This is a genomic window from Breoghania sp. (assembly GCF_030066895.1).
Classification (GTDB): domain Bacteria; phylum Pseudomonadota; class Alphaproteobacteria; order Rhizobiales; family Stappiaceae; genus Breoghania.
This window is the reverse complement of sequence record NZ_JASJAV010000033.1, coordinates 1-19,345: the sequence shown is the minus strand read 5'-3', so window position 1 is coordinate 19,345 and position 19,345 is coordinate 1. Positions and strand designations below refer to the sequence as shown.

At 62.9% G+C, this 19,345-nt stretch carries 20 protein-coding genes and 5 pseudogenes; 13 read left to right on the top strand and 12 right to left on the bottom strand.

The genetic code is table 11. The annotated features are described in order from the left end of the window. Positions 1-110: 110 nt before the first annotated feature. The gene (locus QNJ43_RS24725) at positions 111-344 is read right to left on the bottom strand and encodes a hypothetical protein (RefSeq protein WP_300474308.1); all 234 of its coding nucleotides are present in this window, start codon (positions 342-344) and stop codon (positions 111-113) included. Between the two features lie 103 nt (positions 345-447). Here QNJ43_RS24725 and QNJ43_RS24720 point away from each other — a divergent pair, with 103 nt between their 5' ends. After that, positions 448-777: a hypothetical protein gene (locus tag QNJ43_RS24720; protein ID WP_300474305.1), complete on the top strand. Its 330-nt coding sequence runs from the start codon at positions 448-450 to the stop codon at positions 775-777. 357 nt (positions 778-1,134) lie between these two features. Here the strand turns inward: QNJ43_RS24720 and QNJ43_RS24715 are convergent, their stop codons facing one another. From QNJ43_RS24715 to QNJ43_RS24685, 7 genes and pseudogenes are all read right to left on the bottom strand, one after another. Beyond that, the gene (locus QNJ43_RS24715; protein ID WP_300474303.1) at positions 1,135-1,461 is read right to left on the bottom strand and encodes a helix-turn-helix domain-containing protein; all 327 of its coding nucleotides are present in this window, start codon (positions 1,459-1,461) and stop codon (positions 1,135-1,137) included. Then, on the bottom strand, positions 1,377-1,679 hold the full coding sequence (locus QNJ43_RS24710) for a cyclic nucleotide-binding domain-containing protein (protein WP_300474301.1): 303 nt from the start codon (positions 1,677-1,679) through the stop codon (positions 1,377-1,379). The genes QNJ43_RS24715 and QNJ43_RS24710 overlap by 85 nt, the downstream gene beginning before the upstream one ends. 589 nt (positions 1,680-2,268) lie before the next feature. Continuing rightward, on the bottom strand, positions 2,269-2,616 hold the full coding sequence (locus tag QNJ43_RS24705; RefSeq protein WP_300474299.1) for a response regulator: 348 nt from the start codon (positions 2,614-2,616) through the stop codon (positions 2,269-2,271). 341 nt (positions 2,617-2,957) lie between these two features. Continuing rightward, positions 2,958-3,571: pseudogene (locus QNJ43_RS24700) on the bottom strand (response regulator). A gap of 69 nt (positions 3,572-3,640) precedes the next feature. Next, positions 3,641-3,951: pseudogene (locus tag QNJ43_RS24695) on the bottom strand (ATP-binding protein). 1 nt (position 3,952) lies between these two features. Further along, complete coding sequence (locus tag QNJ43_RS24690) at positions 3,953-4,336, bottom strand: histidine kinase dimerization/phospho-acceptor domain-containing protein (protein ID WP_300474511.1); 384 nt, start codon at positions 4,334-4,336, stop codon at positions 3,953-3,955. Between the two features lie 66 nt (positions 4,337-4,402). Continuing rightward, positions 4,403-4,813: pseudogene (locus QNJ43_RS24685) on the bottom strand (PAS domain S-box protein); the annotation flags it as partial. A gap of 463 nt (positions 4,814-5,276) precedes the next feature. Here QNJ43_RS24685 and QNJ43_RS27740 point away from each other — a divergent pair. The 5 genes from QNJ43_RS27740 to QNJ43_RS27720 are packed head-to-tail and all read left to right on the top strand — an operon-like array spanning position 5,277 to position 8,666. Next, positions 5,277-5,741 carry a hypothetical protein gene (locus QNJ43_RS27740; protein ID WP_346433122.1) on the top strand — a complete coding sequence of 155 codons (465 nt, stop codon included), beginning with the start codon at positions 5,277-5,279 and terminating at the stop codon, positions 5,739-5,741. Next, positions 5,742-6,809: a hypothetical protein gene (locus QNJ43_RS27735; RefSeq protein WP_346433121.1), complete on the top strand. Its 1,068-nt coding sequence runs from the start codon at positions 5,742-5,744 to the stop codon at positions 6,807-6,809. After that, positions 6,761-7,474, top strand: a complete 714-nt coding sequence (locus QNJ43_RS27730; RefSeq protein WP_346433120.1) for a PAS-domain containing protein — start codon at positions 6,761-6,763, stop codon at positions 7,472-7,474. Before QNJ43_RS27735 ends, QNJ43_RS27730 begins: the two co-directional genes overlap by 49 nt. Then, positions 7,393-7,956: a PAS-domain containing protein gene (locus tag QNJ43_RS27725; RefSeq protein WP_346433127.1), complete on the top strand. Its 564-nt coding sequence runs from the start codon at positions 7,393-7,395 to the stop codon at positions 7,954-7,956. Before QNJ43_RS27730 ends, QNJ43_RS27725 begins: the two co-directional genes overlap by 82 nt. After that, positions 7,929-8,666, top strand: a complete 738-nt coding sequence (locus QNJ43_RS27720) for a hybrid sensor histidine kinase/response regulator (protein WP_346433119.1) — start codon at positions 7,929-7,931, stop codon at positions 8,664-8,666. Before QNJ43_RS27725 ends, QNJ43_RS27720 begins: the two co-directional genes overlap by 28 nt. A 233-nt stretch (positions 8,667-8,899) precedes the next feature. Here the strand turns inward: QNJ43_RS27720 and QNJ43_RS24675 are convergent. Beyond that, positions 8,900-9,549 (bottom strand): annotated as a pseudogene (locus QNJ43_RS24675) (response regulator transcription factor). 491 nt (positions 9,550-10,040) lie between these two features. On the opposite strand from QNJ43_RS24675, the gene QNJ43_RS24670 reads away from it, so the two are divergent. The 4 genes from QNJ43_RS24670 to QNJ43_RS24655 all read left to right on the top strand — a co-directional run bounded on the left by QNJ43_RS24670 (position 10,041) and on the right by QNJ43_RS24655 (position 13,904). Further along, entirely contained in the window at positions 10,041-10,913 is an 873-nt protein-coding gene (locus QNJ43_RS24670) for a hypothetical protein (protein ID WP_300474296.1), read from the top strand. After that, positions 10,816-11,886 carry a hypothetical protein gene (locus tag QNJ43_RS24665; RefSeq protein WP_300474294.1) on the top strand — a complete coding sequence of 357 codons (1,071 nt, stop codon included), beginning with the start codon at positions 10,816-10,818 and terminating at the stop codon, positions 11,884-11,886. The genes QNJ43_RS24670 and QNJ43_RS24665 overlap by 98 nt, the downstream gene beginning before the upstream one ends. Positions 11,887-12,005: 119 nt before the next feature. Then, positions 12,006-12,965, top strand: a complete 960-nt coding sequence (locus QNJ43_RS24660) for an alpha/beta hydrolase (RefSeq protein ID WP_300474291.1) — start codon at positions 12,006-12,008, stop codon at positions 12,963-12,965. A gap of 69 nt (positions 12,966-13,034) precedes the next feature. Next, on the top strand, positions 13,035-13,904 hold the full coding sequence (locus tag QNJ43_RS24655) for a thioesterase family protein (RefSeq protein WP_300474289.1): 870 nt from the start codon (positions 13,035-13,037) through the stop codon (positions 13,902-13,904). Positions 13,905-14,270: 366 nt separating this feature from the next. On the opposite strand, the gene QNJ43_RS24650 is transcribed toward QNJ43_RS24655, so the two are convergent. From QNJ43_RS24650 to QNJ43_RS24640, 3 genes are all read right to left on the bottom strand, one after another. Further along, the gene (locus QNJ43_RS24650; RefSeq protein WP_300474286.1) at positions 14,271-14,504 is read right to left on the bottom strand and encodes a hypothetical protein; all 234 of its coding nucleotides are present in this window, start codon (positions 14,502-14,504) and stop codon (positions 14,271-14,273) included. 114 nt (positions 14,505-14,618) lie between these two features. After that, complete coding sequence (locus tag QNJ43_RS24645) at positions 14,619-15,239, bottom strand: 2-hydroxychromene-2-carboxylate isomerase (RefSeq protein WP_300474284.1); 621 nt, start codon at positions 15,237-15,239, stop codon at positions 14,619-14,621. Positions 15,240-15,347: 108 nt separating this feature from the next. Then, positions 15,348-15,737, bottom strand: coding sequence for a nuclear transport factor 2 family protein (locus QNJ43_RS24640; RefSeq protein WP_300474282.1), 390 nt, complete (start codon positions 15,735-15,737; stop codon positions 15,348-15,350). Between the two features lie 294 nt (positions 15,738-16,031). On the opposite strand from QNJ43_RS24640, the pseudogene QNJ43_RS24635 reads away from it, so the two are divergent. The 3 genes and pseudogenes from QNJ43_RS24635 to QNJ43_RS24625 all read left to right on the top strand — a co-directional run bounded on the left by QNJ43_RS24635 (position 16,032) and on the right by QNJ43_RS24625 (position 19,271). Beyond that, positions 16,032-18,549, top strand: a pseudogene (locus tag QNJ43_RS24635) (ligase-associated DNA damage response DEXH box helicase). 59 nt (positions 18,550-18,608) lie between these two features. Then, on the top strand, positions 18,609-18,905 hold the full coding sequence (locus QNJ43_RS24630) for a hypothetical protein (protein WP_300474278.1): 297 nt from the start codon (positions 18,609-18,611) through the stop codon (positions 18,903-18,905). A gap of 117 nt (positions 18,906-19,022) precedes the next feature. Continuing rightward, a complete protein-coding gene (locus tag QNJ43_RS24625; protein ID WP_300474276.1) occupies positions 19,023-19,271 on the top strand; it encodes a hypothetical protein in 249 nt (82 codons plus the stop codon). Positions 19,272-19,345: the final 74 nt, after the last annotated feature.

Sequence of the window (19,345 nt, the reverse complement as noted above, 5' to 3'; positions counted from 1 at the left end):
AGGCCGTCGACGCGCTGAAGGGCGTCGGGCTCGATGCCATCAATTTCGATCTCATGTACGGCCTGCCCCGACAAACGGAAGATTCCATTCGCCGGACGGCGGAGCGCGCCCTACTGCTCGCGCCCAGCCGCATCGCGCTGTTCGGCTATGCGCATGTGCCGTGATTCAAGAAGAACCAGACGCTCATCAACGAGGCGGATCTGCCCGATGCATCTGCCCGGCGTACGCTGGCGGAGGCCGCGCGCGAGGAGATCCTGGCCGCGGGCTACGTGCCGATAGGCATCGACCATTTCGCACGTCACGACGATTCCATGGCGATCGCTCTTGAGACGGGTCACCTGCACCGCAACTTCCAGGGCTACACGCCGGACGATGCGGATATGATGTTCGGCTTCGGCGCCTCCTCCATCGGCCGCCTGCCGCAGGGCTACGTGCAGAACGCGCCTGATGTCGGCGGCGATCGAGGCCGGACGGGCGCCGATCGCACGCGGTGTGGCGCTGGACGCCAACGACCGGGCGCGCGCCCAGATCATCGAAGCGCTGATGACGAATTACGTGGTCGATGTGGCCGCGTTTGCTGCGCGCCACGCACTGGCGCCCGAAACGATGACCGACGGTTTCGAACACTTGCAGGAACTGGTGCGCAACGGACTGTTAGAAGTCGACGGCTGGCACGTCCAGGTCACAAAAGCCGGCCAGCCTTTCGTACGCGTCGCCGCCGCCGCCTTTGACAGCTATCTGGCAGAGGGCGAGGCCCGGCACTCCGTCGCGGTGTGAGGGTACGGCGAGAAGCCGTAGCTGCTGCTGAAGCCCCAAGAAAGACCTCTTTTTGAAGGCGTTCTCGCATCGCTCGATTGTCATCCCCGCGAAGGCGGGGAACCGGCATCCCGTGGGGTTGGCGTTTTAATTCGATAAGCGAAATCGAGTGGTTACTGGATCTCCGCCTGCGCGGGGATGACAGTCAGGTGCAAAATCGACCCCTCCGGACAGCACGTTGCGGGGTGCCCACGTTGCTTGGCGCGGAACGCACAGCACGAGATCCCGTGCCTGCGCAGCAGCATTTGCATGGCTGGAGCGCGCACAGGATGACGCTGAGGATCTCAGTGGAGAGGCAGGTGCGAATGCCGTTCCGCGTCAGTGCATGCCGGTGAGGCGGCACAGGTTGCAGATGCGCGGGACCATGATGCGGTCCTGCTTCTCGATGCGGATCAGGCCGCGACGCTTCAGTTCGGAAAGCGCCCGACTGACCGTCTCGATGGTCAGGCCGAGGAAATCAGCGATTTCCTGGCGGGTCATGCTCAGTTCGATCATTCCCTCGTCGACATCGCCGACGGGACCGGCGCATTCGGCGGAGCCGCGGCCGGGCACGAAACGCATCAGATAGCTCGCCACCCGCTCCATCGCCGACTTGCGGCCGAGCAGCATGGCGTGATCGTGCAGGGATTCCATCTTGGTGAGCATACGGTCGCCGACATAGCGCTGAGGCTGAGCAAGACGTCGATGTCCTTGCGGATGAGAGCGCGCAGTCCGACGTTGGACAGGGTCTCCGCCGTGCAATCGTAGTTGCAGCCGCGCTGGAAGCCGAACAGATCACCTGTTTTCAGGATTTCCACCATCTGACGGCGACCGTTGGGCAGCAGCTTGTAGAGCATCACCGCGCCTTTGGTCACTTCGTACATGTGGATCGGCGGGATCGCCTTCGTAAAAGACCGCCTCGTGCGGCGCCAATACGACTTTTCGAATTTTCGGGCTGTTTACGTAATCTGTCCAAACGGCCTCGATATCCGCAAGCTCCGCCCCGGCTACAGCCAGACCGAGTGCCTCCGGAGAATGCTCGACGTAGGTCATAGTCACATCCCCTCCTTCACGGTGATCCGGAAAGCAGTCCGTCCCACTGCCACCCCAGATCAGTCACGAAATCACTGTGTCCAACGTGGGGATTTCTCCGGGAGAACGGTATTCCGCAAAACGCCGCAGGGCGCGACCGGCCCGTTCGTCCACTCGAAACAACATTGACAGAATTACACTATCCGGCCGAGTGCAGTTTCGTAGCGGTAATTAAGTGCAGTTTCGTAGCGGTAATAATAGCTATGCGAATGCAATGCGCCTATAAAATTTTCATTGAAAGCCGACGCTCAGGCAGAAATATCTGGAAACGCACGCAACCGCCTGAATTTCGGAAATTTTCATGAGCGCCTCCGCTCCGTCAGCGCATCGGGCGTCCGCAGAGGGAGGTACGAAAGGGAATCACAGAGCTGTTCCGGCCGGTTACAGCCAGGGCGTGAGTCGCGCCGCAGAGAACGGCATACGTAGGAGAACGGGAATTTCGAGATCGGTCAACCGGCGCGCGATCTCGTCACGGGACTGGCCGGAAAAGGCGACCAGCTTGGGACTTGGGAGAGGGGTCGGCAGGGAATTGACCCAACGCACAATCCGCGGGCCGATCACATTCTGAAGGTTCATGTCGACGACAACCGTATCGCCGGGTTCGGGAGGCGGACCGGCGACGAACGCCGACGCGTCGTCCACCTCGACGACGTCGTAGCCAAACTGCTCAAGCATGAGGACCAGCGCATCGGAGAGGCTGGCATCTTTCACGATCACAAATACGGCCAATTTCTTCTTCCAAAACCAACGGACGGCCAAAATCCCGAGTCCGGCGGAACTTGAATCCCACCGGCAATGACTGGCATCCAGTGTCGGGTCTGATGGTTATAATATCGTTTCTACTTGCGTATTCGTCATCGGGGAGAAGACGTATGTAGCAACTTCCGACAACGGGATAGCGGGGAAAACTTCATCGCGGGTAGGGATAACAAATAGTCGTAGACCCGAAAGAAATTAATCCGGCGAATCAACTCCACGGCCGAAGCCCCGCACCGTTGGAATAAGACGCAAGGCTACGATCTTTACGCAGAGGTATTTCTGCCAATAGGCTCGGCGAAGATCAGCGCCGCCTACTCGGACTTCTCGCCCGTCAGGACGATCCGCACGAGATCGGCGGCATTGCGGGCGCCGAGCTTTTCCATGATGCGGGCGCGATGCACTTCGATGGTGCGCGGGCTGATGCCGAGCGTACGGCCCGCCTCCTTGTTGGACGCACCGCCGGTGATCTGCTCCAGAACCTCGCGCTCGCGCGAGGTCAGGGTCTCGGCGCCGGGAAGTTGCGCACCTTGTCGCCACGGTCGCCGCGCCGCGCGGAAGCCGCGATCCCATCGCGGACGCGCTGGACCACCGCGTCGGCATCGAACGGCTTTTCGATGAAATCGAACGCGCCCTGCTTGATGGCGTTGACCGCCATCGGGATATCGCCCTGGCCGGAGATGATAGACACGGGGGCGGGGTATTCCTCCGCGTTCAGGCCCTTGAGGATGTCGATCCCGGAGCGGCCCGGCATATGAACGTCGAGTATCACGGACGCCGGCTCTTCGCGCGCGGCCGCCATGAGGACCGCATCACCATTGTCGAAGGACTCCACGCGGAACCCTTCCATGTCGAAGACGATGGACAGGGCGTCATGCACGGACGGGTCGTCGTCGACGATGTAGATCATGTTCGATTCTGCAGCCATTCCAGTTTCCTCGCTCTACGAACTGTTCGGGGCTTTAGGGGATGTCGTGGGCTCTGGTGAGCCTCCTCCTCAGGAAACGTCCGGATCGGTGACGGACCCGGAAGCTCCCCGATCCAGGGGTAGCTTCAATGTGAAAATCGCGCCACTGCCGTCGCCGCCGGGATCGACGGACAGATCGCCGCCGTGGCTCTGGGCGATCGACTTGGAAATCGCCAGACCGAGCCCCAGCCCCTTCTTCTTGGTGCTGGAGAAGGCCCGGAAGAGATTGCACAGGTTGGCCGGCGAATGCCGGGCCCGCTGTCGGCGACCTCGATCACCACGTCCTCGCCGTCGCGCCGCGACGAGATGCGGATCCAGCGTTCCTCCCCATCCTTGACCACCTCAAGCGCGTTGCAGATGAGATTGACCAGGATCTGCTGGATCTGGACCGGATCGACGTCGATGGGGGGGAATGCCGTCTTCGTCGTCACGGATAACGTTGACCGACAAGGTGTACTGACCGAGCAGCACGAGTTCGAGGGACTCGTCGATCAGGTCCTCGACGCTGGCGCTGCGCCGCTCCGCCTCGCGGTTTTCAACGAATTGCCGCACGCGCTGGATGATCTGGCCCGCACACTGGGCCTCGCGCACCGTCTTGACGAGAATATCGAGGATCTTGGGATCGAAATCGGCATCCTCAGAGCGCGCCTTGCGCGAGATCGCCTGCAGATAGAGCATGACCGCCGTCAGCGGCTGGTTGAGTTCATGCGCGATCGCGGTGCCCATCTCGTCCATGGCGGTGACGCGGGCGAAATGAACGAGCTGCGACTGCATGCGGTTCAGCCGCTCTTCCTGGATCTTGCGCGGGCGCAGGTCACGCAGGATGCCGACGAACTGGCGGCCTTCCGGCGTCTGCGCCTCGCCGACCGACAATTCCACCGGGAACTCGCGCCCGTTCTTGTGGCGGGCGCGGACCTTGCGGCCGTAGCCGATGATCTTGGCGGCGTCCGTCTCCACCTACCGGGCGATGAAACCGTCGTGCCAGGAAGCGTAGTTTTCGGACATGATCCGCTTGATGTTCTCGCCGATCATTTCCGCCGCGGTGTAACCGAACAGGCGCTCGCAGGCGCGATTGAAGGTGAGGATCCGGCCCTCCTTGTTGATCACGCACATTCCGTCGACCGCCGTGTCGAGAATGCTCAGGAGACGTGCTTCGGAAACGGAAGGGTAATTGGCCGTCAGATCGGTCAGTTCTTGCCGCATGCAAATCTCCACACTTCCGATTGCCCCCCCCCGCAATCATCGCCCTCGGCAGCCGTCATCCCGCAACACCCATGAAACTGACTACTTAGAGATTGTATTCGTCCACTTCCTCGAAAGATTTCGTCACTCTTGTTTAGTTCTTCACTCAAAATTTCGACGGAACCTTTCAATTCACACGCCTGAGATTCAGGCTAACAGGCAAAACGACGAGTGAGAAGCCCTTAAGAAGATCGATAACATTGACAGAAATGACAGTTTATCCTTACCGTTCCTAGCGCCGTTTTACATTTACAACCAGAGCGATAGGCGCCAAACGCCGTTCACCGAGCGTCCGCCTCGGCTTTCGCGAAGTGACGCAGAGGTGCTTTTTCGCTATAGCGCGAACATGGACATCGACACGCAACTGTGATCCGATCAATCGGCAACAAAGAGGGAAAACGGCCGCCAAGACCGATGAGGGTGGATGCTTCAGAGCTGGGTCGTCGTCTCCGCGCTCGTCTATATCGGCTTGCTGTTCGGCGTGGCGAGCTACGGCGACCGCGGTGCACGCAAGAAGCCGCGCATACGCGGTCGGCCACTGATCTATGCGCTGTCGCTGGCCGTCTACTGTACGTCGTGGACGTTTTTCGGCACCGTCGGCCTCGCCTCCCAGAACGACTTCCAGTTCCTGACGATCTATATCGGCCCGGCCATCGTGGTGGCGCTCGGCTATCCGCTGTTGAAGCGGATCGTGCGCCTTGCCAAGGCCGAACGCATCACCTCCATCGCCGCGCGCTACAGCAAGAACCAGGCGGTCGCGCCCGTGGTCACCATCATCACGGTGTGCGGCACGATCCCCTATATCGCGCTGCAGCTGAAGGCGGTGTCGCTGTCCACGACGACGCTGTTCATGCGCGCGGGCGGCGCCGGGGGCGCGACGACGGACTAGGTGATCAGCGATATCGCGTTGCTGGTCGCGCTCGGCATGGCCGTCTTTGCCGTGCTGTTCGGCGCCCGCCATATCGATGCGACCGAGCATCAGGAAGGCTTGATGCTGGCGGTGGCAGCGGAATCGATCGTCAAGCTGGTCGCCTTTCTCTCCGTCGGGCCTTACGTCATCTACGGGCTGTTCGACGGGCCGGGAGAACTGCTTCGCGCCGCGCGCGCGACGCCCAGGGTCGCTGACGTCTTCACCGGACCGCCGGATCGCAACGGCTGGCTGGTCATGACGAGCCTGGCCATATTCGCCGCCATTCTGCTGCCGCGGCAGTTTCACGTCATGGTGACGGAGAACAACGACGAGGGCGAGCTGAAGCTCGCGCGCTGGATGTTCCCGGTCTACATGGTGCTGATCAACCTGTTCGTCGTTCCCATCGCGGCCGCGGGGTTGTTGCGTTTCGGCGGCGCGGTGGATGCGGACATCTTCGTGCTGGCGCTGCCGATGACGGCGGATCAGCCGATCTTCACCATGCTGGCCTTCATCGGCGGGCTTTCGGCCGCCACTGCCATGGTGATCGTCGCCTGCGTGGCACTGGCGATCATGATCTCCAACGATCTCGTCATCCCGCTGGTTTTACGTCGTCGTCCGGGCGATACGGACGAAATGCACGACATGGGGCGGTTTCTGCTCTATGTGCGCCGCGCCGCGATCTTCGCCACGCTGCTGCTGGCCTATGCCTATTACCGCGCGGCCGGCGACAGCGCCGCGCTCGCTTCCATCGGGCTTCTCTCGTTCACCGCGATCGCGCAATTCGCGCCGGCCTTTTTCGGCGGGCTGTTCTGGCGGCGGGGAACCGCGCGCGGGGCGATCGCCGGCATGGTATCGGGCTTTGCGGTGTGGTGCTACACGCTGCTGCTGCCGACCTTCGCCGATTCCGGCCTTCTGTCGAGTACCTGGCTGAGCGATGGCCCCTTCGGGCTGATGTTCCTGCGCCCCCAGGTGTTTTCGGAATTCAGGGCGACCCGCTCGTGCACGGGCTCCTGTGGTCGTTGGCGGTCAATATCGCCTTCTATATAATCGGCTCGCTGAGCCGGGCGCCGGAATCGATCGAACGGTTGCAGGCGAATGTCTTCCTGCCCGACGGCTTCTCTCCTTCGCCCTCCCTGAGGCTGTGGCGCACGGCGGTGACGGTGGAGGATCTGCGCACTACGGTCGCGCGTTATCTCGGCTCGGAGCGTACCGACCGCTTTGCCCACGAACAGCAGATCCCGCCTTCGCCCAACGACCCGGCCGATGCGCGCATGCTGCGCTTCACCGAGCAGTTGTTGGCCTCCGCCATCGGTGCTGTCTCCTCGCGGCTCGTGCTGTCGCTTCTGGTCAAGCGCCGCGACCCGGCGACCAAGGGCGCGATGAAGCTGCGGGACGATGTCTCGGCCGCCATCCAGTACAATCGCGACCTGTTGCAGACCGCGCTAGATCAGATCGGCCAGGGGATCTCGGTCTACGATCAGAATCTCCAGCTGATCTGCTGGAACCGGCAGTTCCGCGAGCTTCTGGGCCTGCCGCCGGAATACGGTCAGGTAGGCACGCCGCTCGATGCAATCCTGCGCTACACTACAACGCCGAGCGCGGGGAATTCGGCCTCTCGCCGGTTGAGAAGCTGGTCAACGAGCGGCTCGATGCGCTTGCCGTGCGCATGGACACGTTCCAGGAGCGCATCGCCTCCACCCAGACGGTTCTGAAAGTGCGCACCAGCCCGATGCCGGGCGGCGGTATCGTCACCACCTACACCGACATCGCCGAACGGGTTCACGCCGAACAAGCGCTGGCGCGGGCCAACGAGAACCTGGAAAAGCGGATCCGGGAACGCACCGAGGAACTGACCCACGTCAACGACGAGCCGGTGCGCGCCAAAAAGGAGGCGAACGAGGCCAATCTCGGCAAGACGCGGTTCCTGGCGGCGGCCGGTCACGACATCCTGAAACCGCTGAACGCCGGCCGCCTTTACCCCTCCACCCTGATGGAGCGTTTCGAGGCCGGGCGCGACTACGATCTGGTGCACAATGTCGAGCGTTCGCTGGATTCCGTGGAGGAGATCATCGGCACGGTGCTCGACATTTCCCGTCTCGATACGGGGCGCATGCAACCGGAAATCAGCAGCTTCCGGCTCGACAGCATCCTCTCGAGTTCGAGCCGATGGCACGCGAAAAGGAGCTGGATCTGAGGATCCTGCCCACGCAACTGTCGGTGCGCTCCGACCGCAGGCTGCTCAGGCGCCTTCTGCAGAACCTCGTCTCCAACGCGCTGAAATACACCCGTCAGGGACGCATTCTGGTAGGCTGCCGGCGGCATCACAACCGGGTGAGCATCGAGGTTCTGGATACCGGCATCGGCATTCCCTCCTCCAAGCACGAGGCGATCTTCGAAGAGTTTCACCGGCTGGATGACGGCGCCAAGGTGGCGCGGGGGCTCGGGCTCGGCCTGTCGATCGTCGATCGCATCAGCCGCGTGCTCGATCATCCGGTGACGATCGGATCGCAGGTCCACGGCGGGTCGCGCTTCGGGGTTTCGGTGCCGATGGCAGCCCCCATTCCCGCCGACCAGCCCGTCTCCGGCCCGCCGACGGCGCGCTCCTCCAGGCTGCAAGGCATGCTGGTTCTCTCGCTCGACAACGAGGCCAGCATTCTGGAGGGCATGGAGGCCCTGCTGGCTGGATGGGAATGCCGCATCGTGACCGCGCTTGATCCGGCGGAGGTGGCGATGAAGATCTCCGAGATCGGCGAGATCCCGGAAGTGCTGCCTGTCGACTATCACCTCGACCGGGGCAACGGCATCGACGCGGTGAAGCAGTTGCGCTGGAAATTCGGCATCGACGACATTCCCGCCATCCTGATTACTGCCGACCGCGCGCCGCAGGTGCGCCGAGACGCGTAGAACCGCGGCATTCACATGCTCAACAAGCCGGTGAAACCCGCCGCACTGCGCGCCTACCTGACCCGCCTGCACAACGAGGCGCGGAGCATGGAGACGGCCCCGAAACCGGCCGCGGTGAGCGAAGGGGGCTGCCGGTTTCGACGGCACCCTCCGCCCACTGGAGGGAGGGAAACGCTCGAACCAGACACACCTCTTCCCTAAAACGGGAAGAGGAGCCAGAAGTCCCTACACCCTCACCTGCTGACGGCGGCCTGCCACTGGCCGGTTTCTATTTTGGAGGCCGCGATGACGGCCTGGGTGCGGCTTTCGACGCCGAGCTTTTGCAGGATGGCGGAGACATGCGCCTTCACCGTCGCCTCCGAGACGTTCAGCTCGTAGGCGATCTGCTTGTTGAGAAGTCCCTCGCTCAACATCATCAGAACGCGCACCTGCTGGGGTGTCAGCGTTGCAAGGCGCTGGACCAGACCGCTCGTCTCGTCGACGGCGGAGAGATCCACATCGGAGGGCGACTACACCTCGCCCGCCATGACCGCGGCAACCGCCTCCCGCAGTGCCTCAATACCAAGCGATTTGGGAATAAAGCCGGAGGCGCCGAATTTCATGCAATTACGGATCGCGGTCGGATCTTCTTTGGCGGAAAGGATGACGACCGGAATTCCCGGATATTGCGCGCGCAAGAACACCAACCCCGAGTAGCCGCGCATGCCGGGCATCGTCAGATCCGGCATATGAGATCAACGTCGTCCAACGCTTCAAGCCGTGCGGAAACATCCTCAAACGCGCCAACTTCGAAAATACCGGCCCCCGGATACATGCTCTCGATCGTCTGCCGCAAAGCGCCGCGAAACAACAGATGATCATCCGCAACGACGAAATTATACAGATGGCTTGTCGGTCAAACCGCCTATCTTCCCTTACCCCAAAACACCCACGAGACGGGCCTTCCCGTTGCGGAAATGCGCACCAAACAGGCTTGTTCGGCGATCACCTTGCGGAACCTCGTCACGTGTTCGACCTCGGCTTTCCTTGAACCGTACCGTCGGTCTTGCCGGTTATGGTTATTGTCGTCTTGCAAACCGGCACATGTTTATTGATAGGCTTTCAGAGGCGATCAGGCAAACATGCGTTTTCTCGAATTGACGGGGGCGTCTTGCCGCATGCGATTGCGCCTGTCAGAAAAATCTGAAAAAGAATGCGGTTCGCGCGGCAGGCGCGAGAAAGGGGCGCCAATTTGCCCCGCCCCCAACTTGCGAGAGGCGCGACAGCGATGAAAGCTAACCCGACAAAGGCCAGACGGTGCGAATCCCGACTGCCTGCGCCCCTTCCCCTTGCACGTTTTGCGGGAGTGGGCCCGGTGTCCGTCAAGGTTTCCGGATGATACGCAGAGCCCTCGCCGCACGCTCGTCCGCGCAAATCACCGCAGGCGCAAGCAGACGACTGGGATGGAGTTTCGTCCTTCTGGCGGGAATATTCCCGCTCGCGCTGCTCATTTTCTCCGTTCTGGAACGACTCGGCTTGCCCTATACGGTGCTCGCGGTCCTCGTTGCCGCGGTGCCCGTCATTTTGGGCCTGCGCGCATGCACGATGCTGGTTGGCGAGTTCTACCTCGCAGGCCGCCGGGTGCCCGCCCCCGCCAATGGGACCATCGCCGCGCAATGGCTGTCGGGGGCGCTCGTCATCGGCCTGGTCGGGGTCATCTACACATCCGGCTCGTCCTCCGCCTCCGGCGCGATGGGACTGGACGTCTGGCTTTATGTTGTGGGCTGGTGCAGCGGGCTCGTGCTGTTGGCCTTGCTCCTTGCGCCCTATCTCAACAGATCCGGCGCGTTGACGGTGCCCGATTTTCTGGCCGCGCGGTACGGCGGAAAGATCGTTCGGCTTCTGGCGTTGGCGGTGCTGGTCGCCACGTCATTCCTGCTGCTCAGCGCGCAACTGGTCGCAACCGGGTTCGTCGCCTCAAGGTTCCTCGGATTTTCCCATGAGATCGCGATCGTCACCGTTCTCGCGATCATGCTCGTGTGCACGCTGGCGGGCGGCATGCGGGCCCTGACATGGGCCGCAGAGCGCACTCTATCTCGTGATTGCCGCCGCCCTACTGATCCCGCCTGTCGCGTTCTCCTTCCACACATACGGTCAGCCGATCCCGCAGGTGGCGCTCGGCTCCGTCATTGCCGATCTGCGCACCGCACTTGCTGGGTTGCCCGGCGACCATCTTGCCGCCGCAGCCAGTACCCTGCCCTGGCCTAAGACCGGGGGCGATGCTGCCCGCATCGCCGGATTGCTCGTCTGCCTTTGCGTGGGAACCGCCTGCCTGCCGCATACGCTGACGCGCTTTCTCACGGCTCCGAGCGCGCAGCAGGCCCGCAGGACCGCCGGTTGGGGCTTCGTTTTTGTCGCGCTGATCGTGACCGCCATTCCGGCCTATGTGCTCATGACCAAGCTGGAGATGGTGCGCACGCTCCCCGGATTGCCGCTCGATGCCTTGCCCGCCTGGGTGCACCGACTGAGCGTGGAAGGGTTGGTCATCATTTGCGGCGTTCCGGCGGTCTTGACGGAGGCAATCCGCACCGCTTGTGCGGAAATCGACAGCTATTACAGCGCGCTTCGTCTTCAGGATTTTGCGCTCAATCCGCGCGCCGTCGTTCCCGCCTTCTCCGAAATTCTCGGCCTCGGCGGGACCTTTTCCGACTTTCTGGCAATCGGCGTACTGGCGGCGCTTTTTTCAGCGGGAAACGGGCTGCTGCTGACCATCGCCAACTCGCTCGCGCATAACGGCTTCCACCGCACCCTGTCGCCGCGGGCAACGGCAGCGCGGAGGCTGTTCGTCACGCGTTTGGTGCCCCTGCCGGTGGCGGAGCTTGCCGCCCATGTCGCGCTTGCGGGGGTGCTCGTGCTTCCCGGACTGGTGACGAGCGCTCTGGTTCTGGCGGCGGCGGTCTTCTTCCCCGCGCTGGTGCTCGGCATCTGGTGGAAGCGCGCAACGGCGGCGGCAGCGGGCATGGCGGCGGAGATTGCGGTTGCCTGCGCGCTGCAGATGGGTGTGGATATGGGGTTTGGGGCGGGCATACTGTCGGCCGCGCCTTTCGGCATTGCGGCCGAGTTCATGGTCGCGATCGTGGTGAGCCTCGTCACGGCGGCGCCGGGCAGCGAGGCGACACAATTCGTCAATGCCATCCGGCGCCCGACGGTAGATCCCGCGTTGAGCGACAACGCCATGTAATTATTGTTGATACACGAAGCGGCGCCGATTTACTCGCCATTCGCCCAAGCCGGGGTCTTGGCAGGGTTGAAGCGGACGAGTAGCGTTCCGGGCTGACCCCGTAGACGAAGGCACGCGCCATGCAGCTCGATCCCGCTCTTTTCACCGACGACGCCATCAGCGACGAGACCCGTCAGTTCAATATCGAAAAGACCGCCGAGCTGACGGCAATGCCGGACGTGTGGAGCATACCGCCGGCCCAGGTGCGGGAATTGCTCGCAAAGGGGCTCGACGCTTTCCCGCTGCCGCCCAAATGCCCGCGCGCCGAGACGGTAACCATCGAAGGGCCGCACGGCTCGATCGTGATCCGCCAGATCCTGCCGGAAACGGGACACCCGCGCGGCGTCTACCTGCATATTCACGGCGGCGGCTGGACATTCGGCACCTCGGATTCGCAGGACGACCGTCTGGAGGAAATCACCCGCACGACCGGGGCCGTGGCGCTGTCGGTGGAATATCGGCTGGCGCCGGAGAACCCGTATCCGCAAGGGCCCGACGATTGCGAGACGGCGGCGCTGTGGCTCGTGTGCCAGTCGCCGTTCCGCGACCTACCGCTCGTCATCGGCGGGGAATCGGCGGGCGCGCATCTTTCGGCTGCCACGTTGCTGCGCCTGCGAGACAAGCACGGGCTGACCCCGTTTGCCGGGGCGGTGCTGACGGCGGGCTGCTACGACCTGCAACTCACGCCGAGCGCGCGCAACTGGGGGACGGAGAAATTGATCCTGACCACGCGCGACATCTCCAAGTCCACTGAAGCCTTCCTGGGCGAGGACGGAGATGCGAGCCCGGCCGACATTTCGCCCATTCGCGCCGATCTCAAGGGCCTGCCTCCCACCCTATTCTCGGTGGGAACGCGCGACGCGCTGCTCGATGACAGTCTTTTCATGGCCTCGCGCTGGCTGGCGGCGGGCAACAAGACGGAGATTTCCGTCCATCCCGGCGGATGTCACGTTTTCCAGGTGTTTCCGTTGGAAATTTCGCGCAAGAGTAATGCCGAAATAGACACCTTCATCTGCGCCGCCTTTGCGGCTAAAAGCTAGCCACTGGGACGCGCTGGAACCATTGACGGTTCGCGCCCCGCTCAGATCAAAACGAAAAAACGGAACCTCATGCCCACCCTGGATACGCTCAAATCCTTCGTCAACACGTGGGAATGCGACGAGAACGATCACCTCAACGTCCAATTCTATTTCGCGAAATTCGAGGAATCCGACCGTCAATTCCGGTTTCAGACCGGGTTCAGCGAGGCACAGGCGGGGCCGCGCCGCGTTCGTCACGTGCGCTATCACGGCGAGCTTTATGCGGGCGCGCTGGTAAGCGTCACCTCCCACGCGACCTTCGACGGGCCGCATCTTCTATCCGTCGTCCATGTGATGCGCGATGCCTCCACCGGGCGGATCGCGGCGACCGCGCTTGACGGCTATGCGCCCTCCGAGCGCGCGCTGACCGATCTACGCAAGCGCCTGCAGGGTGCGGCCGAGCCGATGCCCGAACAGGCGGCCGCGTGCAGCTTCGAGACCTCTCCCGCCGCGCTCGACATCAAGGAAGCCGACCTCATCGCCGCGGGCGCGATCCTGGTCAACCGGGCCACGGTTCTGCCGCGCGACTGCGGGCTGGACAGCAACGCGGAGGATCGTTTCCTGCTCGCCTGCTTCACCGACGGTGCGCCGCATCTTTGGGAACATGCCAAGCTGACCCGGTCCTGGCTCGACAAGAACGACTACGGCCGCGTGGCACTGGAAATGAAGCTGACCCGCGGCCTGCCCGCCCGCGCGGGCACGACACTGCACGTTATCTCCGGTCTGACGAGCGCGAGCCAGAAGACCTTCACCTTCCGCCACCACATGTTCGACGGCGCCGCCGGACGGGTGATTGCGACGCTCGACGTGACCGCCATGATCATGGATCTGGAAACGCGCAATCCCGTGCCGCTCCCCGAAGAGGCCCGCAACGAGATCGCCGCACGCTCGATGATCTGAGGCGGGGCGAACGAAGGGAGTCGTCCGCATATTTTCCCGTGACTGTCATCCCCGCGAAGGCGGGGATGACATTGGAGCTTGTGGCGCTCCTCGTGAAAGATCGCAAACTCCCCTGGGGCACACATTCGCGTCAGGTGCGGTCCTCGAATTCGCGCTTCAGCGTCTTCACGACGCCGAAGAAGTGCATCAGAACGCGTTCGGACATTTCCGAAGCGATCGATCTCGCGGCTTTCGTGCGGCGTGATCAGCCGTTCCTCGCGCTTCTTCTTCGGCGCAGGCGCATCGGTTGCCGACAGGCGGTGTTCCAGCTCCGCCACCCGTGCCTTCAGGCGCTTGTTGTCGGCCTCCAGCGCGCGGACCTCCGTCTCATAGGCGGCAACCGCATCGGGGGACCGGGGCGCAGGTCCATTCGCCGTATTTCGCCCGGCAGAGCGACACCTTGCCGGTTTTGCGATCAAGCCGCAGCCAGCCTTCCGACATCTCGTGCAAGGTGTAGCGATCGCTGTCGACGGGCGAAAGCTCGTCCGCAATGCTCGCGGACGGGACAAGCAGTGCCGCAGCCAGCAGCGCGGCGCAAAACGATCCGGCAAGGATGCGCATCGACCCCTCCGATGCAAATGGCAACAAGACGGACGGCATACGGGGCCGATGCCCGGCCTCGTATCGAGGGATCCAATCTAACCGGATTCGTCGCCAGATTGTATCGCTGAGCCCTCAGAGAGGCCGATAGGGTGCGCGCCCGCTCTCCAGCGCCGATCCCAGCAGCTCGAGCCGGTCCTGTCCCCAGAAGGCCTCGCCGTTGAGCCTGTAGACCGGCGAACCGAAGGCACCGGCGGCTGCCGCCTGACGGGCATTTTGCGCATAAAGCGATTTGACGTCGTCGGAACGCGCGGCGACGAGGAGATCGCCCTTTCGCTCGCCCAGATCGTCCAGAATCCCTGCGATGACGTGCTCGTCGGCGATATCGCGATCCAGTTCCCAGCAGGCGCGATAGGCGCGGTGAGCGAAGTCGGCGACGTTGCCACCATATTGGGCGAGCACGATGGCCGTGCAGTCGGCGAGCGTCGGATCGGTGGGGAAGTGGGCGGGCTGAAAGTTCAGCGGCATCTTGCGCGCCTCGCGCCAGCGCTGAAGTTCCAGCCAGCGATAGGACTGGCGGGCGGAATGGCGCTTGGACAGGGGCAGGCCGCCGGTTTCGGAAAACAGCGCGCCGAGATTGACGGGAAAGAAGCGGATCGTCGCTCCATGCTTTTCAGCGACGTCCAGAGAGGAGACGTGCCCGAGATAGGCAAAAGGCAAAATCAGAGCGAAGTAATAGTCGATCGTCGGTTTCACGTCGGCTCTCCCCACCAGATCTAGTCGGTTGCTTGCGGCCCGAACGTCAAGACAATGCCGGGCCGCGCGGAGAAGAGCAAGCTTCGCTTACTGCGACAAATCACGATGTCAGACATTTTCATTGAAAATGGAGGCAATCAGCCATTCGCCTTCGATATTGACCAGGTGATAGTGGCACGTGAAGGCAAGTGCGACTTCGCCGTCCTCGCGCTGCTGCTTCCAGAAAACGCTGGCCAGCGCGGTGGGGCCGGAAACGGACAGCGCCTGCACCTCATAATCGGAATGAACGACCGCTTCCTTGTCGAGCACGGCCAGCAGAGCCTCGATATTTTCCAGAAGCTCCTCGTCGTCCTCGAACATGTTGCCGCGGTCGAACTGCCAGATCACGACCGGATAGGCGAAGAGATCGGCAATCGCATCGGCGTCGAAATCGTTGAACCCGCTTGCATAGGTCGCAAACAGCTCACGGATGGCATTCGTGTCCTGGTCCGTTTTCATCGGCGTCGACCTTGCATTCTTCTCAGGGGTCCGATCCTGGCAGACTGCCCATCTTTCGCGCCACGTCAATTCGCGATCCGAACGGTGGTCACCAAAGCGGATATAGCGCTTCGCGAAGCCCGCGGCGATGGGGGTGATGCACTCATCCCAAACTCTTCGCAAATCTCTTCGCCAAACTTTTTGCAAAGACCCCGGGCGCAAAGGCCTAGCCTTGCCAGAGATCGGGTGCGGAGATTAGGAGGAAACGGGCGAGATGGCGCCCGAAAGCGGCATCCGGTCGGCAGGTATCAGGAATTGCAGCACAATGCGCAGGCGGGCCGCGAGGCCCTGCTCCCTCCCCTCTTCCGGGACTGGTTCTCCGCACGCGGATGGTCGGTGCGCGCCCATCAGCTCGATCTGCTGGAACGAGCCCGGGAGTGCCGCTCGACCCTGCTGATCGCGCCCACCGGCGCGGGCAAGACGCTGGCCGGTTTTCTGCCGAGCCTGACCGCGCTCGCCGATCGCAAGCCGGGCGATCCCGTTCGGCGCGGCATCCACACGCTCTACATCTCGCCGCTGAAGGCGCTCGCCGTCGATATCGCGCGCAATCTGGAAGCGTCGATCGCAGAGATGGGGCTTTCCATCGAGGTGGAGACGCGCACCGGCGACACGCCCGCCCACAAGCGCCAGAAGCACGCCCCGCCCGATATCCTGCTGACGACCCCCGAACAGCTTGCCCTGCTGATCGCCTCACCCGATGCGGAGAGCTTCTTTTCCGGGCTAACCACGGTCATTCTCGACGAGTTGCACGCGCTCACCACTTCCAAGCGGAGCGATCTCCTGTCGCTCGGCCTTGCGAGCCTCAACCGGCTCGCCTCGAAGATGCGCACCATCGGGCTCTCGGCAAAACGGTCGCTGAGCCCGACGATCTGCGCGCCTGGCTCGTTCCGCAAACGAAAGGGCAAGAGCGCGCGCTTTCGGATCTCGTCACCGTCCGCGAGGGGGCGGCGCCCGATACCTCCATCCTGCAGTCAGAGGAACGCATTCCCTGGTCGGGCCATTCCGCCCGCTATGCGCTTCCCGAGATCTATGCAGAGATCAAGGCGCACCGCACGGTGCTGGTCTTCGTCAACACGCGCAGCCAGGCAGAGTTGCTGTTTCAGGAACTGTGGCGGATCAACGAGGACGGGCTGGAAATCGCGCTCCATCACGGCTCGCTCGATGCAGGCCAACGGCGCAAGGTGGAAGCGGCGATGACCGAAGACCGCCTTCGCGCGGTCGTTTGCACCTCCTCGCTCGATCTCGGCATCGACTGGGGCGACGTCGATCTGGTCATCAATGTGGGGGCCCCGAAGGGCGCGAGCCGGTTGATGCAGCGCATCGGGCGGGCCAATCACCGCATGGACGAGCCGTCGAAGGCGCTTCTGGTGCCCGCCAACCGGTTCGAGATCCTGGAATGCCGGGCAACCCTTGAGGCGGCACGCGCGAGCACGCAGGACACGCCGCCGCTGCGCACCGGCGGTCTCGACGTTCTCACCCAGCACCTTCTGGGACTCGCCTGCGCGGGACCGTTCGAGACGCAGGAAACGTTTGAGGAAATGACGAGCGCCGAACCCTATCGCGATCTCGATTTCACGACCTTCAAGCGCTGCATCGATTTCGTGGCAACAGGCGGATATGCGCTGAAATCCTATGACCGCTATGCGCGGCTCAAGCGCATGCCCGACGGGCGCTGACGCATATCCTATCCCCGGATCGCTCAGCAATACCAGCTGAATGTGGGCACCATCGTCGAAGCGCCGGTGCTGAAGGTTCGCCTTGCGCGCTCGGCCGCGGGCGGACGACGGGCACCGGTGGGACGCGGCGAGCGGATCCTGGGTGAGGTGGAGGAATGGTTCATCGAGTAACTGACGCCCGGCGACACGTTCGTCTTCGCCGGCGAGGTCGTGCGTTTCGAGATGCTTCGCGAAAACGTCGTCTTCGTTTCGCGCGCGGAAGCCCAGACGCCGAAGGTTCCCGGCCTATATGGGCGGCAAGTTTCCGCTTTCCACCTATCTGGCCGACGGCGTGCGCGCCATGCTGGCGGAGTCGGACTACTGGCGCGCCTTGCCCGACCAGGTGCGCGAATGGCTGGAGATCCAGCGCGACAAATCGCTGCTTCCCGGGCGCGACAGCCTGCTGGTGGAGACGTTCCCGCGCCGCGCCAAGCACTACATGATCTGCTACCCGTTCGAGGGGCGGCTTGCGCACCAGACGCTCGGAATGCTGCTGACACGGCGGCTGGAACGGGCGCGGCTGAAGCCGCTGGGCTTCGTCGCCAACGACTATGCACTGGCCGTTTGGGGGCTTGCCGACATGGGCGCGGCCATCACGCCCGGGGATCTGTCGCTTGAGGCGCTGTTCGACGAGGACATGCCGGGCGACGATCTCGATGCGTGGCTTGCCGGGTCGGCGCTGATGAAGCGGACCTTCAGAAATTGCGCGGTGATCGGCGGGCTGATCGAGCGCCGCCATCCGGGACAGGAAAAGAGCGGCCGTCAGATCACCGTGTCCTCCGACCTCATTTATAACGTGTTGCGCGGGCAATGAACCCGACCACATTCTGCTGCAGGCGACCTGGGCAGACGCCGCGACGGGCCTTCTGGACATTTCGCGGCTAAGTACACTTTTGCGCCGCATTCGGGCACGAATCACGCATACTGCCCTGAGTTGCATATCGCCGCTCGCCGTACCGATCATGCTTGAAATCGGCCGCGAGCCTGTGTATGGCGAGGCCAACAAGTCACTCCTCGCCGAATTCGCCGACGATCTCATTGCGGAGGCTATGACGTGAATCTCGGTGCGAGCACCTTTTGGCGGCACACGCCCTCTATTGACTGGCTCGAAATATCCGTGGCCGGAGAAATCCTGACGCTGCACCTGTCCGGTGTGGTGTGGTGGGAAGCAGAACGCACGCTGATCGTTTCCGATCTGCATATGGAAAAGGCCTCCGCATACGCCATGCGCGGCGTGATGCTGCCGCCTTACGACACCACCATCACCCTCGATCGGCTGGCCGCCGTCATCGACCATTTCGAGCCCATACGCGTGATCTCGCTGGGCGACAGCTTCCACGACGCGGAAGCCGCGCACCGCCTTTCGATGGCAGATCGCACACGGCTTGCCATGCTGCAACTCGGGCGCGAATAGATCTGGATCACCGGCAACCACGATCCGGAAGCCAGTGCGGGACTTTTCGGCGATTGCACCGATTGCGCGGATTTCGGCGCACTCGTCTTCCGTCACGAACCGCTGGTCGACACGGTGATGGGCGAGATCGCAGTCCATCTCTACCCGGTCGGCCGCATCCGGCGACATGGGCGCTCGGTGCGCCGGCCGTGTTTTGCGGGCGACGACACGTGGCTGATATTGCCCGCCTTCGGCGCGCTGACGGGCGGACTGAACGTGTTGGAGGAGCCGTGGGATCCGCTCTTCCGCAATGAGAGCTTCACCGCCTACATGATCGGCGAAGATCGGATCTATCCGATCCCCGCGTATCGGCTGCGGGGCGATTAGGGCGTCACAGTGTCTTGTAGAACTGGCCGTCTTCGCCCCCTCTCCCATGGGGAGAGGGTTGGGGTGAGGGGTGT